The sequence below is a fragment of the Acidianus ambivalens genome, assembly GCF_009729015.1.
Classification (GTDB): Archaea; Thermoproteota; Thermoprotei_A; order Sulfolobales; family Sulfolobaceae; genus Acidianus; species Acidianus ambivalens.
Genome location: NZ_CP045482.1, coordinates 670,051 through 685,823, shown reverse-complemented (window position 1 = coordinate 685,823; position 15,773 = coordinate 670,051). Strand labels below are relative to the sequence as shown.

Sequence of the window (15,773 nt, the reverse complement as noted above, 5' to 3'; positions counted from 1 at the left end):
CTATTACACAAGGTGAGTAGTTATGTATTACTTTTTTGCCTTAGGAGATAATAGAAACTCTTGTAATTTTCTTTAGAGGCTTCAATTTAAACAGGTTAGATTTGAAACTGCTTTTATCCAAGGAAATATTCTTATATTCCCGAATATATATTCGTGAATATATGTTTGAAATAGAAAGAAGAGAATGCAAAGAGATAAAAAACTTGAAAGGGTGGAGGTTAATCTATGGTAGGAGAAAAGTAGGTAAAACCTATCTAGCAACGAGATGTTTAGAATACGATGATTATTATTTAATATCAAGGACTTTGAACATTATTCATGAAAATGATGAGATTTCACTAGATGAAGGTATAAATAAGATTATATCATTACTCAAGGGTGGAAAGAAAATAATACTAGACGAGTTTCAGAGGCTTCCAGAGAAATATATAGATTTATTAGCTACTGCGTATCCTAACGGTACATTAATACTTTTAGCGAGTTCTTTAGGAGTACTTAGTAAAGTTGTTGATAGAAATAGCCCTCTTTTAGGCTATGTAATACCTTACAAAATGGGAATAATAAAGTTCAGTGATGTACTTGCTAGCGTTAAAGATCCTTATAAAGCGCTACTGTTTAGAGACCCTTGGATAATTGAACATGCCTCAGACTGGAGTGACGTAGAGAGGAATCCTCAATCCTTCTATTATATTACAAAAGGATTAATAGGGGAAATCTTTCAGGAAGAAGATAGGAAACTGACTCAAACTTATGAGGCTATTTTATTAGAAGTTGCAGGAGGGATGTGGAATTCTTCAATGATATCTGCTAAGTTGCAGGCAGGAATGGATATTAATCCTTCAAAGGCTTCTTCTTATCTTGATACGCTATTTAAAATGGGGTTAATAAAGAAAATAAGGGTATACAAAGGAGGAAAAGGTAGTGAGTGGTATCATGATTTGGACTCACCAATAATGAGTGTGACTTTTTATGCAGAGGCTAAATATAAGGTTTCAGAAAAAGGCAATAAAATTGTAGATTTAAGTTATCCTATTTCTAAGGAATTACAATTTTCTATAGGTGAAATGCTAGCTGAGTATTATAATGCAGAATTAGCGTATGTACCTCAAGGAGATATTGATGTAGTTCTATTAAAGAAAGGAAAGCCTTTCATAGCTTACGAAGTTAAGAACAAATTTACTGAAAAGGAGGCCAGAAAAGCGATAGAAAGGATAAAGGACTTTGGAATATCTAGAGCCGGTTTAGTAGGAGTTTTGGAAGATCCACCTAATTCTGAAGATAGTATAGGACCGGAGAGATTAATCGAAATTGCTAAAGAAATAAAGAATAGAGAACGTAATAAAAATATAAGAGAAGCATAAGTCTCAATAATCAATAAATAAGAGAAAAGCGTAGTAGAAGTATGGACTTAGAAAAAGTTGTAAAGAAGTTTGATTCTTATAAGTACTTAGAGGCAAGGTATCATAAGAATGAATCCTCATCAATATTCTTAATGAACGGACGACTTTTAGGCGTAAGCGAGGAGAAAAATGAGGGTTATTCTGTTAGAGCATACGAGCAAGGAATACTATTTTTCTTCATCGACTAACGTAGAAAGCCTTGATTTAAAGAAAATTCAAGGACAAGATTGGGAGGAATTAGAGAGGCAACTTTTACTAAGAATAAAAAGATCATAGATCACGGGGTTTTTAAGACTCCTTTGTTAAATAACGAGGTTGCGGAGGCAATGAGCCTTGAATCTACTGGAAATGCCGGTTGGATACATCCTATCCCTTGGACGTTAGAAGTTGGTGAAGGTGATGTAGGCAAGGACTCACTACTTTCTGGGAACGTAATATTCTTTAATAATAATCTGGTATACTAGGTTTCAAAATTATGTCGAAGGGAATTTCTCCACCGTAGGCAGGGATGCAGTCGTCGTTTATAAGAATGGTAGCGTAGAGGGAGTTGCAGGAAGGTTGAGAATTGCAGACAGTATCCATAATATAATAAGGAATATAGAAGAAGTATCCAAGGAGAGATACCTAGTAAGGTGGTGGGATTCTAGAATCCCCGTACTTTCTCCATACGTCCTAGTAAGAGATGTAAAAATAACTAGGGCTTAATAAAAGGTAAAATAATTTATTGTAAAAAAAATTAAGAACTTTTCCTCTTTCAATCCACATTATACCATGTCAATTGCTCCATGTTCATTGTCATTCTAATGAACGGCATTGCGTAGTATAAGTAGCATAAGTTATGGTTTTCCATTCCGTAACTCATCATTATATATCCTACAACTGAAGGACCGTCATAGTATGCAGCAGCATTTTCCAGGATCTGATCTTCATGGATCATGTAATTACATATTGAAGTCTCGACTTCTTGCAATGCAGTGGAGTTTAACTGATCTAAGAAGTAGTTGCGGAAGTCTATTGCCAGCATTGCATAATAGTTTGCGAAGAAGCCGTAGTCATAAATTAAATTATGGTTATCAAATACGTCAGTTAGAAGCGTTAAGTTACCTGCCTTTGATCCTGTTACTGCATCGTAGTACTCCGCGGCATAAACATCTATTACATAAGCATTGTAAACTCCTTCATATAATCCTAACGGGATTATTGTTGGTCCTGCAGTAATTGATAAGCTCAGTGCAGCCCAAGCGTCAGCAAGTATTTTATCACTTACATTACCTTGAGCTAAATATGCTGCCTCTGCTGCAGTTTCAATTTTCCATAAATTATTTCCTGAACAATTTACTGCTTTGCAAACCTCTTCGTCCAGGTTAAATGACGGATCTTGAGAGTAAAGTAGTGCTATTGCATTAATTGCAGGATTTGGATAGAAATGGAAAGCATAATAATCACCTTCCTCTGCTAAGCCTACAGCTTTTAGCCAACAGCTTAATGCCTCTTCTTTTACTGTTTGGTTACTTACTGACGAATTTAATTCTTTGTAGAGCGAACACAGATAGTAATATCCTGCAGAAGCATTATATTGTAAATCTAAATAACCTATTGGCTGAGGTAATGGTTCTGTAGTTTCCATTTGATACATTTGAGGTATTGAACAAACTGTAAGTAAAACCTCGTGGTGCTGTAATGCAAATTCCTGAGCCATTTGGAAGTTTTCCCTTCCGCTAATGCCATCATTTTAGGAACTACTAGGTAGTAGATTCCTCCATTGTATAATTGTACTATTCTTTGGTAAACTACTCCTGTTGAATACATGTAACCCTCTAGTCCAACGTCGCCCAAGAAGTACATTGACTTATTTAATGAAGACTCTTGACCTAGCATTGAGGCTAAGAACATTACCGTAGCTGAGTCAGTTTTAACTGCCCCTCCAACGTTAATGCAGGAAGGTGCTGTAATATATAAATAGTAATCATAAGACGTTAAAGGCTGATAGGCCAACATTGATGAAACTACTGCTGCGCCTTTTGCACCTGCTAAATATCCATTGCCAGATAAATAAAATCCGCCTATGAATACTCTTCCATTACCGTAAGTTACGTAAGCGTACTGGCTAGCTATAGTGTGTGCAGGAAATACTGGGTTTATTAAGTAGTCTTCACTATTTCCTAAACTTGCAGGAGGATCTCCAATATATCCAGTGCCGTTATTTATTACTATTACCTTCATTTCCTCGTTATCGTGCCTGCAGGCTATGTATATTTGTGCCACTATGGATGCTAGAATTAGTACTCCTAGGATGTATACAAACTGATTTTTTAAATTCATAACTCAAGATAGAGAAAGACATTAAATATATTTTTACCCAAATCTAACGTAAAAATGAAACTATATTTACTTACTTTTTTAAACTTCAAGACGTGTGTATTATCATCTTGCCGGTTAAAAAGGAAGACTTTTTATTATCAAACACTTTCTTCTACTAAATGTTACCGATTAGTGAGATATTCGTAAGCTTACAAGGAGAAGGCCCTTTTTCCGGTAGGAGAGCGCTCTTTATTAGATTCTTCGGTTGTAATTTGAGGTGCTCTTGGTGCGACACAAAATACTCATATTACGGTAAGCCGAAAGTTCTAACAGATCTAGACGTTTTCGACGATTTTATAATCTTAACCGGTGGAGAGCCTACATTATATCAGGATATTCTAAGAAATTTCCTTACTAAGGCTAAGAGCAGGGGAAGCGAAATTCTTGTTGAAACTAACGGAACAGTGTTATTGAAAGATCATTTTGTGGATTACGTAGATTATTTCAGCATATCTCCTAAGCTGTCTAATGCTGGAGTAAAATACAAAGTAGAAATTGTAAAGAAAAACGTGGAAAAATTAATGGACGAAGAAAAGTTCTATTATCTAAAGTTTCCGGTAATGTGGGAAGACGACCTTGACGAAGTTAGGAAAATGGTGGAATATCTAGGAGTGGAAAAAAGCAAAGTCTGGTTACAACCAATAAATAATGAAAGAATAGATTATTGGTGGGACGTGGTTGTTAAAGAAGGTTATAATTTATCAATACAGCTTCATAAATTCGTGAGTAAGCCATAAATTTCGATATTCACTATTTTCTTCATGGAGTTAAATAGGAAATACAAGCTATTTGCGTTTTTAAACCTTGTAATCTCAATCAGCATAATTACGTTTGCGTCGATAGAAACTCACGTTACGTTTATCTTACCTCCTTTTTTAGCTACTGCAGGAACTAAGTTTCCAGACCCGGCTTGGAAGTTTCAGAGAAGTCTTGTTATATTATCCTCCTATTTGCTTTCCGCCTTTATAGGAGTTATTTTTGTGCTTATAGGTTCTAGCATCTTTATAGCCGTTTTGGCATCAATAGTAGCTTACGGTATTGAATTAATTCTAAATATAGAGCATCCTCCATCAATTTTGGCAACTTTTCTGGGAGTTTTAGAAAGAGTTTCTCCTATTTATATTTTGCATCCAGTCCTTGTAGGAGTACTCACTATTGAAGGGATAAACTACGTAATCTCGAGAATAATGAAGATGAGCAAGAAATAGGGAGGGAGTAAGTAAAACGCTATTTAACCCTAGACCTAAAGATAATTTTTGACAGAGAAAGTGAAATCTAATTACTTAAAAATTCACTAGATTTTCCATTAATTGTTATAATGGGATTAAGGAGAACAGGAAAACTTCTCTCGTAAAGTCGGTTTTAAACCACGTAGGCTCAACTTACGTTTTTCTTGACATGAGGAAGTTAGAGAATTAAGGAATACATAGTATACAGGGATTTTATTAAAATGTTGGAGAAGGAAATAAACAGGGTTATAAAGAGGAATAAAGATCTTTTATTTCACCTTCGAATAAGAGGAGTAAAAATTATGGGGATTTCACTCACTCCTCCCTGCCTCGCAGAGGCAAGGGTTCCCTCCTCATCGTTCCCACCATCATTTAGCAGTCAGGGTAGCCAGAGAGATCATTGCTTTAGTCCCTTAAAGGAAGATACTGGTTGCTCCTCCCACTGTCCCATTCAGCAAGGAGCATCGTTAGCGTCACTAAAAGATTTAAACGCGGGGCTATCCATCTGGCGAGGCTTTTCGTCCCACTTTTTGTAATTTAAGATGTTAAATTATCTAAGGTCTTAGTTCGCATAATGCTTTTTACTGTACTCACTACAGTTACTGGTGTGGGTACAGTTGTTATTCGATCTTCATCCTAAAGAGGACAGGAAAGAATTATTCGGAAGAGATAAAGAGATTGACTTTTCTATATCGCAACTATTATCAAAGAATTGGTTAATAATAGGCGGTCAAAGAGAGATAGGAAAAACTAGTTTAATGAAAGTGATAATAAACGAAATGAAGAAAAATTATGGATTTAAAGGTATTTATGTTAATCTTAGAGGAGTTAGAAATTTGAATTCATTACTTAAGGCAATTCTGTCAGAAATAAATGGTAGTAAACCTAGTTTTAAGATTTCTGTTAAGGTTAATTTCGTCATAGGTTCTGCAGGAATAGAATTAAAAAGAGGTGCTAAAGTAGTTAACAGCTTAATAGAACTTTTCAATTCAATTGAAGAAGACGTAGTAATAGGTCTTGACGAAGTTCAGGAGATTTCCCAAGCAAGTAAGCAATTCCTTGAAGTTTTGGGGAATGTTTTCGCCTCTAATCCTAAAGTAAGGTTCATATTCTCTGGTTCTTACATAGGAGTAACTAAGGCATTATCTAACCCTTCATCTTCATCTCCTCTTCACGGCAGACCGCCCGTCTTATTAAATTTAAGGCCATTTGATGAAGACACTTCTAGGAATTTCCTCAAAAAAGGGATGGAAGAACTAAATGTGCGTTTTGATAAAGAGGATGAAGTAGTCAAAAAGTTGGACGGAGTTGTAGGTTGGCTAACACTCTTTGGAAATTTTTACGCTATAAGGAAAATAGACTTTGATTCCTCAATGGCCTACACTATTGAAGAAGGTAAGAAGATAATGATTGATGAATTTAAACATTTTCTTGAGGGCAAAAATAATAAGGGAATTTACACAACAATAATGAATGTGCTAAAGGTAGTAAATACGTGGAAAGACATCAAGAGAGGAGTAGAAATAAAATTGGGTGATGTAGACGATAAGGAATTGAGTTTGGCATTGGAATCCCTTATTAATAATAATTTCATAGAAAAGAAGAAAGAAGGGGTTTACGAAATAGTGGATCCTATTCTTAGAGAGATAGATTATGATAAAATATAAAATAAAATAAATAAAAAGATGTTAAGAATAATTCAAGGAACATTACGGGCTTTCAATGTTAAGCTCTAAGAGTAATGGATAATGATCAGATCCTTCAATCTTTAACACTTCGCAGTTCTTAATTTCATTCTTTAACTCCGAGGAAACTAGGCAATAATCAATCCTCATTGCCTTCCATTTAAACCTATAACTCCTCCAGGTAAATTCATTCTTACTAGGATTAACTAGTTTGTAAGCGTCTATAAATCCTAGGTCATTAACCACGTGATTTAACCATTCCCTCTCTTGAGGAGTTAAAGCCGGTTCCCTTTCGTCCCAAAAAGATGAGTCCTTCCTATCTCTTACCGCGTTAAAATCTCCACAAATAATTACGGGCTTTCTTTCTCTCAACTTCATCATGAATTCCTCTATGGTCTTATCGAACTTTATCTTGAAATCTAACCTCTTTAGTTCGTCACCAGCTCTAGGGAAATAAGAGTTAATTAAGAATAATTTCTCGAACTCAAGGGTCAAAACTCTGCCTTCTTCGTCAAATTCTTCAACGTTTAAGCCTTTTATTACGTTTATTGGCTTATAACGCGTTAATGTCATAACACCGCTATACCCTTTTTTCTTTGCAGAGAAAGACTCTATCGTAAGTCCGGAAAACAGCAAGTCTAAAGGTAAGTCGGAAGTCCTTATTTCTTGTAACATAATAACGTCGTATTTTAAAACTTCGTCTAGGGAGCCTTTCCTGGTTATTGCCTTTAAACCGTTAACGTTCCAAGTTACTATTTTCACGCTTATAAATAAAGTCGAGAAAATTTAAAGTAATGAGTAGTTCTTAGCTAATGTTACTCAGATTATTCTCACATGAGTAAAAATTTATACAAACGTTGTAAAAGCTTTTCCTCAATCAATTCGACTATCCTTTTAGCTTCTTCCATATTCATTGGTGGACTCCTCTATTTAAAGATTCCGAACGAGAAAAGAATATCTCGGAAAGCGGAAATTAAGTGATAATCAATGAAAATTAAATACAGTCTTTGAGTTTCTTATATGAATTCTAGTGAATATTATAAGATTTAATAGCGAGCGTATTTAATTAATAAACGTGGAATGAAGAAGGGAATTGACGTAAACGAAGTATTACTTGACGCGCTTAGCCGGGAGGATCCTAACTATACTTCAGAGGAGAGGATAAAGTTAGCTGAAAATTATTTAAAAGAAAGTGAGGAATATTTAAATAAAGGCGACGCAGTTCAAGCTTCGGAAAAAGCATACAAAGTAGCAGAGGAAGTAGTAAAAGCACTAGCTGAGAAGTTTAGGACTCCAGAATATCAATCTTTCTTAAGAGAAGGTAGATGGTATACTTATCTTCTTAGCATGGCGAGCAAAACTTTATCTAAGGCTTTAGGAGATTGGGTAATTAATGGTTGGAATTCTGCATACGATCTTCACGTTTGGGGATTCCACGAGGGAAAACTTTCTTTAGATTATGTAAAAATAGGAGTAGAAAAAGTGAAGGAAATGCTTAACGAAGCTAAAAAACTTTTCAATTAAGTAGCTCATGTACTTCTGACGTTTGAGAAAACATTATTATAATCCTCTGTGACAACATTGCGATGGAAAGTAAGCTTCAGACGATATTAAGCTCTTTGGATAAGGATTTCATTATTTGGCTAAATCAGCAAATAATAAATGAGGATCCTTCCTCTACATTTGGTCTACTGACTTCCTCCCCGCCAGCGAGGGTTCCCCTCATCGATTCGCTCTTACATCTCTCATTTGAGGGGCAGTCGAGAGGCTCAGAGAACCCCTCCCATTAAGATTAACTACAGCAATAACATCACGATCATTCTCATAACCACATGAACACCTAAACCAACGATGGGAAACCTCAACCATCTTTTGCTCACACTTAGGGCATGAGACTGATGAATAACTAGGATTAACAAACTCAACAATCATTCCGTGTTTTTTAGCTTGCCAAACAATCCAATACTGCAAACGACGATACTGCATCAGATACAGTTTATCCCTAAACTCCTTCGGCAATTTATCAACATTCTTGATAAGGTTCTTAAGACTCTCCAACTTAATGACGTTAGAACCCATCATTCTAGCTACTTCAACAACCCATTTCCCCACTTTCCTAGCAAAATCCTCCATAACCATCTTAGCCTTTAGGTGGAAGGAATGAATCCTGTTTAGGATCCTCCTATTCTCCCTCCACCTCCTTGGGTACTTCCTTTGTAGGCTTTCAGCTAAAGACTTCCAGTGATGAACCTCTTCGAGACGAGTTGGAATCCTAACGTAGTGTTTGTCGTCCTTCCCTACGACTACTTCAGCCATGTTAATGTCTACGGCAATACTTCCCCTTGGTTCAACTTTCCCTTCTTCCTCATTGTCAAAAACGACCTTTAGAAAAGCCTTACCGCCCTTGATCACTAACCTAGCCTCCTTCATTTTCCAGCTTAAGTACTCCTTCAAGTTCCTAGGATAACCTAGAATTTGAAGTTCTCCAACACTTGCAATCCTAACAGTCATCCTCTCGAAATCCACATTATAACTTGCCTTTGGTGTTAACCATACAGTGGGTTTGTACACTCTTGGGAAACGCCCTCTCCTAGGATTATTATACCAACCCTTGTATATTGAAAGGGCATCACGATAACAGTCTTGAGCAACCTTTGACGGTAGATTGTATTCCCCTCTTAACCTCGTGTATAACTCCTCGTGGACTTTCCCTAACACTCCCTTCTCATTCGGGTTTGGAACATTTTCCTTTAACCAAAACAAGGTGAAACGGAGTGCCTTAACGTAGTTATTAACGAGGGCTAGGAGGGAATCAGAGACTGCGATCTTCATCGAAACAGTAGCTCTGATCGCTTTAACCCTCCTAGCCATTGATAGAAAATCGGCAAAGAAGTATTTAAATATAAGGGGCTATCCATCTGGCGAGGCTTTCCGCCCCTTTAACCCCCATTATTTGTAAACCCTGACAATATAGATGGAGCTATTTATTCCGCAATCTTTGACCTAGAGGAAAACCATGACATAAGCAGAAGTTTAGCAGTTTTAATTCATCATATTGCTTCTGGCCATCCATTTGCAGATGGCAATAAGAGAACATCTTATGCATTATTACTATCAATACTTTCGAAATTATATGAGAAAGATATTCTACTTGATTCAAAATTAGCTAAAAAACTTACTATAACGATAGCTGAAATATCTGGAGAATCAGAAGATGAGGAGAAAGATATAAGAAAATTACAGAAAATTATAGAAGAAATTATGTCTACTTATTCTCCTTATACTTAGCAACGTAAAGAACTTCTCCATCTATTTTCAATATTCCAGTTCTATCAAATTCTGCTAATGCATCAAGATACTTTTTATATGCCTTAATTACAAACTCTGCTCTCTTATATAGGTCTCTGCGTATCTCCTCAATTTCTACTTGATTAACTGTCATATATAATTGATTAGTTATGAGGAATTTATACTTTTAGGAGCTCCTTCTTAACCTTTTCGATCATTTCTTCAACGTCCGTAATATAACGTTTTACGCTATCTATACCTTCATGAAATCCCCAAACGTTAAGCTGAAGACCAACCCTTTCTACTCCATTCCGTTAATGAAGCTACAGACGATAAATAATAATTACCACTTACCTTCCTTAGTTGCTAATTGATTAGTATTGAGCTTCTCACCTAACGCCTTTTCTGCAGACTTATATGCTTTATCAGAGGCTTGAATTATATCTCCGTTTTCAAGATATTTCTTTGCTTCGTTAATGTATCTTTCAGCAATTTTTACTCTTAACTTTATTGAGATGGAAGGATCTTCACTTTTATTCCTAATAGCATTTATTATAATATCCTCAACGTTAATTCCTTCTTCCCCAGCCTTTTTAATTAACTCCTACACGAATTAAAGTATTCTCAAAACCTCTGTACTCTTTGAGAAGATCTTATCCTACCGGGTTGACTAACTCTTGTTAAACTTTTCTAACTTCAAAAATGATATATACTCATGGATCCTTCATTAATTAAATTACTTTCCAAGGAAAGTAAAATGAAACAGGAAAAGATTGAGGAAAAATTATCATCGGCGTTAAAAGTAATACAATATGTTATCTCCTTTAATTACGAGGAAAAATATACAGAAAGTGTAACCTTATCAGGGAATTATAAATTCGTTAGATTAAATCCTTTCAGCAAGCTATCCTTTAAAAAGGTCTTTCTATCAACTTCTTCGAGAGTATTGGAAAGTCAAGTTAGAATGAACGCTGAAGGGAAAGGCGAAGTTAAGATCAAGGATTTGGGAAATTTTCAGAATGAAATAGAAATAACTTTTAACGGTAAGGGAAAGGAGATGGAGGTCTATGAACTGGAATTCAAAGTAGTTTTCACTAACGAGTTACTGAAAGATATTAAGAAATACCTTGAAATTCAGGAAAAGGTTTACGGTACTAGAAGGCTGTTTTCAATTAATTTTAACGCTATACAATCCCCTATCCTTAGATACCGCCAATCTTTATTCTTTCCAAGGTTAAAAGAGGCAACGGCAATTGAGGCAAAATACCTTAACAAGAAAGGTTTCCCTGAAAAATTTAAGGTTCTGGACTTCCTAAAGGTGAACAAGGGGCTTACAGAATTTTCAATAGATTTTCCAGACTTCGGCTACATAGGAATAATTTACGAAATCGAATAATACAAGGATTTTATTCTTTAGCTTCGACCTTATATTATGGATTGTTGCTTTAACTACATAGGTTTCGTGAGGAGAGAAGATAATTCAGCCTCAAGGAAATCCATTGTTAAGATTGAGGTCAAAGAAGAGTTTGCCGAAGGACTAAAAGGGGTTGAAGAATTCTCTCACTTAATAATTATTTATCATCTTCATCTCGCTAACCCAGACAAGGGTTTAAAAAGAGTGAGAGGAGGAGTAGAGGTAGGAGTTTTTGCCACAAGGTCTCAGCATAGGCCTAATCCCATAGGAGTCTCAGTAGTTGAACTAGTTAAGAGGGAAGGCAACACCTTGTACATTAAAGGAATAAACGCCTTTGACGGAACTCCAGTCCTTGATATCAAGCCCTATGATGAATGGGATTCAATTCCTAACCCAAAAGTGCCAGAATGGCACAAGATGGAAATGAGGTCACGGGTTGCTAGCTAAGTACTTCTCTATCTCCTTTAGAAGTTTCTCTAAATCCATTTTAACAAAATCTAATGAAGGGTAACTGCTTACTTCACCGCTCTTATCTAGGCCGTTATATTGAAACTCGTGAAGCTTCATTGCAATATCCGTATAAGCCTCAATGTTATTATCTAATATTTTGTCCAATATTTGCGCCACACTGGCCATTTTACTCGTTGGCATAATGGCTACTATCCACTCAGCATAACTTACCGTCCTACCGTCCCTCATTCTCCTTTAAAATACTTAGAGATCTCCTGAATATAATCTACAGATAAAGAAGCCAATAAGGCTTTCCAGGCTTGAAAAGCTTTACCTGCAGCGTTTCTATATAACCCGTCCTCTAAGAACTTCTTAGCCAGTTCAGCTTCATATTTTGCTTCAAGTAATCTATCCTTCTTATATTTATTATCATCTATCCAAGGTTTTGTTACTTCCACAAATAATTCTTAATAACTGCTAACTTTAAATGTTGTGAAAACTGCAAATCAACTCAATACTACTCCCTTATCCATCCATCTTTAACGCGTTTTAATCCTTTAATTCTCTCTAATACTTTCCTCCTCTTTTCCTCATAGATATTCAGCTTATCGCATAATAATTTACCTTCGTAAAAAGCATCTATTATCACTGTATTAAATTCCGCTATCTCTTTATCAACCTTTTCTTTTTTATAAAAGTGAAGTTCTATTGCATCAGTAGGAGGAAATTTCGGAAAATCTTCCCCTATAACTAAAAGGTCGTAATCGCTGTATATTTTGAAATCTCCTCTTGCCCTGGAGCCGAATAATATTACAGTGTAATTTTTATTGCACAGGAAATTAACATAGTCCTTGAACTGCTCTTCCTCTTCCTTGTAAATCTGTAAAAGGTCAGAGAATAGAGAGTATTTCTTCCATGCATCTGACACATTTTTCACCTTCACTCCTTTCTAATTCAATAATTTCTTCCTCTGGATACCTAGAGCCTAAGTATATATAAGATAAATAATCTGCGCAATCCAATATTTTATCATTCAAATTAATTTTCTTAACCTTCTCCACCTCCTTTAACAATCTCTTTATTGAATGAGTGTAAATAATAGCACCCGTGGCCTCTACTAAAATTCCTTTCAATTTCAGCTCTACAGCCATTTCGGAGTGAAAGCAAGCTTCAGGGTAATAGCCCTTCTCCAGCAGAAGATATGCGACTTCCTTATCGCTCTTCTCGAACCATTTTGCCATATTTAAACATTAGAAGCATGGATAAAAACTTCTATGCTCAAATGATATGACTTGAATGAAAAGATAAACAACAAGTAGCGTTACTCTCTTATGCAACCTACAACATTATTTTACGGAGTTTTTCTCCATTCTCTCTAAATCAGACGTAATTATGCTATATAAAACGTCTAGCTTTTCATCCCACTCCTCTTTAAACCACTCCTTCTTTATATTGTCTAAAATACCTCTCGCTAGCGTAATTATATCGTGCAATACTTCTTCCTTATTTTTATATTTAGAAAAATCTGGATCAAAGCCGTTATATTGATAATCGTGAAGGAGAAAAGCTAAATTAGTTATGTTCTCAACGTCCCTATAGCCTAACTTAGCCAGGTCAATGGAAATGCCTTTTAATGCATTAGTAGGTGCAGTATAACCTCTTTTTGCATACCACTCGTCTTTAGCCGATAGTTTATCTAGGTTTTTAGTAACTAAAGCTGATAACAAAGCTTTAACTGCATTAAATATTTTCCCAGCAGAATTCCTAGTCCTCCCTGCAAGCCACATGTTTATTCCTACGTCAAGATCATCTAACGTTTCTATAATTCTAGCCCTAATGTAAGCTTTTCTATCGATCTTAAGTGAAGATAACTTCTCTTCCATAATTTAATTTACTCCGTATAACTTAAAAATAGCCATGTTTTGTGATTTTCTCTAGCTAGGAATTTCTACATTAAATCGAAGTTATTTTATCTCTATAAAATCCGCAATGATATCTTTTACAATATTCTCTTCAACTATTTTAAATAATTCTTCAACAAATTTTTTAGATAAGTAGAGTAATGTGGGCTCTCCTGAGGTTAGAAATATTGACAAGTAAAATCTCATCTTAACTTTATCACACATTGAAAGCTTTCTTAACTTCTGCTGTTGATACTCTATTACTCTATTTATTATATCGCTAGCTTCCTTATCTACATTAATACGTGCTAATAATAATGTTTCAATACAACCTTTAAAATCATTATTTTTATCACCTATAACTATTAATATGTAACATAGTTTGCCTTTACATACTTTTATATAGGGCGGAGAGCGATCTAACACATTTATATCTTTATTAAGCTCGTTATATATTCCTTCATAACCTTCTTCGTCTCCATCTATTATAAAACAAACATTTCCTTCTTTCAAGATTGGAGTAGAGGATAAATATTTCTTAAATTCTTTAATAACTTCTCCCTTTCCATATTTTACCTCTATATTATCTTCATCAAAACCGAGCTTTCCAAGAATTGCTTTTTCTGTTGAACCTTCCACAATTATTCTGTCACAATTTATTGGCATTTATACATACCCTAACCAACTAAGTGGCTTCTCAAATTCGGAAATTTCAGAAATTTCGTATGTTTTATATCCTCCTCTAGATAAGTAAAGCACTTGAACTTCCTCGTTATCGAATACTTTTCCGGCCATTTTGATAACTTCATTTACGTGAGTGGTAAAAATTACTTGAGTGTTTTTCTCATCCTTTATATCCTTCAGCACTTCCATTACAAGGTCAGGATGAAGGGAATTTTCTATTTCATCGATTAGGAGAATATTTGATGACATTAATGATAGTCTTATTAATTCCCTCTTTAATAACCCTCTACCCATTACGTATGCCGGAAGTTTACCATAATAAAGTTTAAATTGTCCGAACTCATCTTGTAATATTTCGAGATCAGATTTTATTTTTTCCTTATTTTTCCTTTTTGCGATGCTGTAAATTCTTTCAGGATTTCCAGAACTATCAAAGAATGTTGAAATATAAATGGGAGAATACTTAATTTCTACCCTTTTTACGATCTTTATGACAGGTAAAAGTAATGGTCCAGATAATGTTTCAGTCGTTAAATTTCCAGATTTTATTCTAATTTCGGCTACTTTTTCATTATTTATCTCTACATCAAGACTATAAGGGTCAACCTTCTTAAATTGCGTCGTTATATTATCAAGTGTAACTTTAGAATCAGATAATGAGGAGAATGCAGAAAGTATATCTCCCCTACTATTGAGTACATAAAGGAGAGAAGTATGTACGTCATTATCATTTATATCTGATTGGAAAAGGGCCGACATAAAAATTGATTCAAGGAAAGAAGTCTTGCCACTGCCGTTTTCTCCAACAACAATATTTACCCTCTTAAGCTTACTAGCGATCTCAAGTCCTCTAAAACCTTCAATTTTAACCTCACTTATGCTCATGAGTATATATATTTTCTAAGAGTATTTTAAGCTTCTTAGACGCAATTGTTAAACGCAACAACTTAACTTTTCCACATCCTTATAAAACGCTAAAGCAACTATCCTTAAAGACTCCGCTACTGTAGGGAATACGTGAACTGTATCTATAATATCATCTATCGTCATCCTATGGTTTATTGCCAATGCCTCGCCTATAAATTCTGCAGCGTTCTCAGTCATTACAGAGAAGGGGGTTAAGGGGTGGAAAGCCTCGCCAAATGGATAGCTCCGCGTTTAAATCTCTTTTTTTCCAAAAATCTTTTAGTGACGCTAATGACGCTCCTTGCTGAATGGGACTGTGGGGGAGCAACCAGTATCTCCTAAGGGACTAGAGCTTGGTGATGATCTCTCTGGGGGCCCTCTGACCCTCTCGACTGCGATGTAATCCCGAATCGATGGTGGGAACGATGAGGAGGGAACCCTCGCCTCTGTGAGGC

General features: G+C 35.5%; 23 protein-coding genes and 2 pseudogenes. 11 read left to right on the top strand and 14 right to left on the bottom strand.

The window, feature by feature from the left end:
• The first annotated feature begins 161 nt into the window (after positions 1–161).
• From D1866_RS04120 to D1866_RS13630, 4 genes are read left to right on the top strand one after another with little or no spacing between them, the layout of a single operon-like run.
• Positions 162–1,361: an AAA family ATPase gene (locus tag D1866_RS04120; protein WP_152942652.1), complete on the top strand. Its 1,200-nt coding sequence runs from the start codon at positions 162–164 to the stop codon at positions 1,359–1,361.
• 41 nt (positions 1,362–1,402) lie between these two features.
• Positions 1,403–1,588, top strand: coding sequence for a PmbA/TldA family metallopeptidase (locus tag D1866_RS04115; RefSeq protein ID WP_152942654.1), 186 nt, complete (start codon positions 1,403–1,405; stop codon positions 1,586–1,588).
• Between the two features lie 39 nt (positions 1,589–1,627).
• Positions 1,628–1,864 (top strand): metallopeptidase TldD-related protein, encoded by a 237-nt coding sequence (locus D1866_RS13635; RefSeq protein WP_152942656.1) that lies wholly within the window; start codon positions 1,628–1,630, stop codon positions 1,862–1,864.
• The gene (locus D1866_RS13630) at positions 1,845–2,105 is read left to right on the top strand and encodes a metallopeptidase TldD-related protein (RefSeq protein ID WP_338025415.1); all 261 of its coding nucleotides are present in this window, start codon (positions 1,845–1,847) and stop codon (positions 2,103–2,105) included. The genes D1866_RS13635 and D1866_RS13630 overlap by 20 nt, the downstream gene beginning before the upstream one ends.
• Before the next feature lie 49 nt (positions 2,106–2,154).
• On the opposite strand, the gene D1866_RS13360 is transcribed toward D1866_RS13630, so the two are convergent.
• Together D1866_RS13360 and D1866_RS13355 are read right to left on the bottom strand one after the other, a co-directional pair.
• The gene (locus D1866_RS13360; RefSeq protein ID WP_231136404.1) at positions 2,155–3,099 is read right to left on the bottom strand and encodes a hypothetical protein; all 945 of its coding nucleotides are present in this window, start codon (positions 3,097–3,099) and stop codon (positions 2,155–2,157) included.
• On the bottom strand, positions 2,994–3,722 hold the full coding sequence (locus tag D1866_RS13355; RefSeq protein WP_231136403.1) for a hypothetical protein: 729 nt from the start codon (positions 3,720–3,722) through the stop codon (positions 2,994–2,996). The genes D1866_RS13360 and D1866_RS13355 overlap by 106 nt, the downstream gene beginning before the upstream one ends.
• Before the next feature lie 158 nt (positions 3,723–3,880).
• Between D1866_RS13355 and D1866_RS04095 the strand changes: the two genes are divergently transcribed.
• The 3 genes from D1866_RS04095 (at position 3,881) to D1866_RS04085 (ending at position 6,657) form a co-directional block, all read left to right on the top strand.
• On the top strand, positions 3,881–4,498 hold the full coding sequence (locus D1866_RS04095; RefSeq protein ID WP_152942661.1) for a 7-carboxy-7-deazaguanine synthase QueE: 618 nt from the start codon (positions 3,881–3,883) through the stop codon (positions 4,496–4,498).
• 24 nt (positions 4,499–4,522) lie between these two features.
• Entirely contained in the window at positions 4,523–4,969 is a 447-nt protein-coding gene (locus D1866_RS04090; protein ID WP_152942663.1) for an HPP family protein, read from the top strand.
• A 638-nt stretch (positions 4,970–5,607) separates the two neighbouring features.
• The gene (locus D1866_RS04085; protein ID WP_152942666.1) at positions 5,608–6,657 is read left to right on the top strand and encodes an AAA family ATPase; all 1,050 of its coding nucleotides are present in this window, start codon (positions 5,608–5,610) and stop codon (positions 6,655–6,657) included.
• Between the two features lie 42 nt (positions 6,658–6,699).
• On the opposite strand, the gene D1866_RS04080 is transcribed toward D1866_RS04085, so the two are convergent.
• On the bottom strand, positions 6,700–7,437 hold the full coding sequence (locus D1866_RS04080) for an exodeoxyribonuclease III (protein ID WP_155861052.1): 738 nt from the start codon (positions 7,435–7,437) through the stop codon (positions 6,700–6,702).
• Between the two features lie 318 nt (positions 7,438–7,755).
• On the opposite strand from D1866_RS04080, the gene D1866_RS04075 reads away from it, so the two are divergent.
• Complete coding sequence (locus D1866_RS04075; protein ID WP_152942668.1) at positions 7,756–8,199, top strand: PaREP1 family protein; 444 nt, start codon at positions 7,756–7,758, stop codon at positions 8,197–8,199.
• Positions 8,200–8,397: 198 nt separating this feature from the next.
• Here D1866_RS04075 and D1866_RS04070 read toward each other — a convergent pair whose 3' ends face one another.
• Positions 8,398–9,546 (bottom strand): RNA-guided endonuclease TnpB family protein, encoded by a 1,149-nt coding sequence (locus D1866_RS04070; protein WP_152942670.1) that lies wholly within the window; start codon positions 9,544–9,546, stop codon positions 8,398–8,400.
• Between the two features lie 96 nt (positions 9,547–9,642).
• Between D1866_RS04070 and D1866_RS04065 the strand changes: the two are divergent.
• Positions 9,643–9,963: pseudogene (locus D1866_RS04065) on the top strand (type II toxin-antitoxin system death-on-curing family toxin); the annotation flags it as partial.
• Here the strand turns inward: D1866_RS04065 and D1866_RS13070 are convergent.
• On the bottom strand, positions 9,941–10,117 hold the full coding sequence (locus D1866_RS13070; RefSeq protein ID WP_170254143.1) for a hypothetical protein: 177 nt from the start codon (positions 10,115–10,117) through the stop codon (positions 9,941–9,943). The pseudogene D1866_RS04065 and the gene D1866_RS13070 sit on opposite strands and share 23 nt — an antisense overlap.
• A 189-nt stretch (positions 10,118–10,306) precedes the next feature.
• A complete protein-coding gene (locus tag D1866_RS13350; RefSeq protein ID WP_231136443.1) occupies positions 10,307–10,405 on the bottom strand; it encodes a hypothetical protein in 99 nt (32 codons plus the stop codon).
• Positions 10,406–10,678: 273 nt separating this feature from the next.
• On the opposite strand from D1866_RS13350, the gene D1866_RS04055 reads away from it, so the two are divergent.
• Entirely contained in the window at positions 10,679–11,359 is a 681-nt protein-coding gene (locus D1866_RS04055) for a hypothetical protein (protein ID WP_152942672.1), read from the top strand.
• 36 nt (positions 11,360–11,395) lie between these two features.
• On the top strand, positions 11,396–11,824 hold the full coding sequence (gene tsaA / locus D1866_RS04050) for a tRNA (N6-threonylcarbamoyladenosine(37)-N6)-methyltransferase TrmO (RefSeq protein ID WP_152942674.1): 429 nt from the start codon (positions 11,396–11,398) through the stop codon (positions 11,822–11,824).
• On the opposite strand, the gene D1866_RS13625 is transcribed toward tsaA, so the two are convergent.
• From D1866_RS13625 to D1866_RS04015, 8 genes and pseudogenes are all read right to left on the bottom strand, one after another.
• The gene (locus D1866_RS13625; RefSeq protein WP_269199645.1) at positions 11,807–12,076 is read right to left on the bottom strand and encodes a PaREP1 family protein; all 270 of its coding nucleotides are present in this window, start codon (positions 12,074–12,076) and stop codon (positions 11,807–11,809) included. The genes tsaA and D1866_RS13625 overlap by 18 nt on opposite strands.
• A complete protein-coding gene (locus tag D1866_RS13620) occupies positions 12,073–12,285 on the bottom strand; it encodes a PaREP1 family protein (RefSeq protein WP_269199644.1) in 213 nt (70 codons plus the stop codon). Before D1866_RS13620 ends, D1866_RS13625 begins: the two co-directional genes overlap by 4 nt.
• A 59-nt stretch (positions 12,286–12,344) precedes the next feature.
• On the bottom strand, positions 12,345–12,755 hold the full coding sequence (locus D1866_RS04040) for a nucleotidyltransferase domain-containing protein (RefSeq protein ID WP_048054735.1): 411 nt from the start codon (positions 12,753–12,755) through the stop codon (positions 12,345–12,347).
• Positions 12,718–13,068, bottom strand: a complete 351-nt coding sequence (locus D1866_RS04035) for a HEPN domain-containing protein (protein ID WP_152942676.1) — start codon at positions 13,066–13,068, stop codon at positions 12,718–12,720. Before D1866_RS04035 ends, D1866_RS04040 begins: the two co-directional genes overlap by 38 nt.
• A gap of 105 nt (positions 13,069–13,173) precedes the next feature.
• Positions 13,174–13,710 (bottom strand): PaREP1 family protein, encoded by a 537-nt coding sequence (locus D1866_RS04030; protein ID WP_152942678.1) that lies wholly within the window; start codon positions 13,708–13,710, stop codon positions 13,174–13,176.
• 81 nt (positions 13,711–13,791) lie between these two features.
• Complete coding sequence (locus D1866_RS04025; RefSeq protein WP_152942680.1) at positions 13,792–14,394, bottom strand: hypothetical protein; 603 nt, start codon at positions 14,392–14,394, stop codon at positions 13,792–13,794.
• Positions 14,395–15,297 (bottom strand): AAA family ATPase, encoded by a 903-nt coding sequence (locus D1866_RS04020; protein ID WP_152942682.1) that lies wholly within the window; start codon positions 15,295–15,297, stop codon positions 14,395–14,397.
• A gap of 48 nt (positions 15,298–15,345) precedes the next feature.
• Positions 15,346–15,504: pseudogene (locus D1866_RS04015) on the bottom strand (mercury(II) reductase); the annotation flags it as partial.
• Positions 15,505–15,773 lie beyond the last annotated feature (269 nt).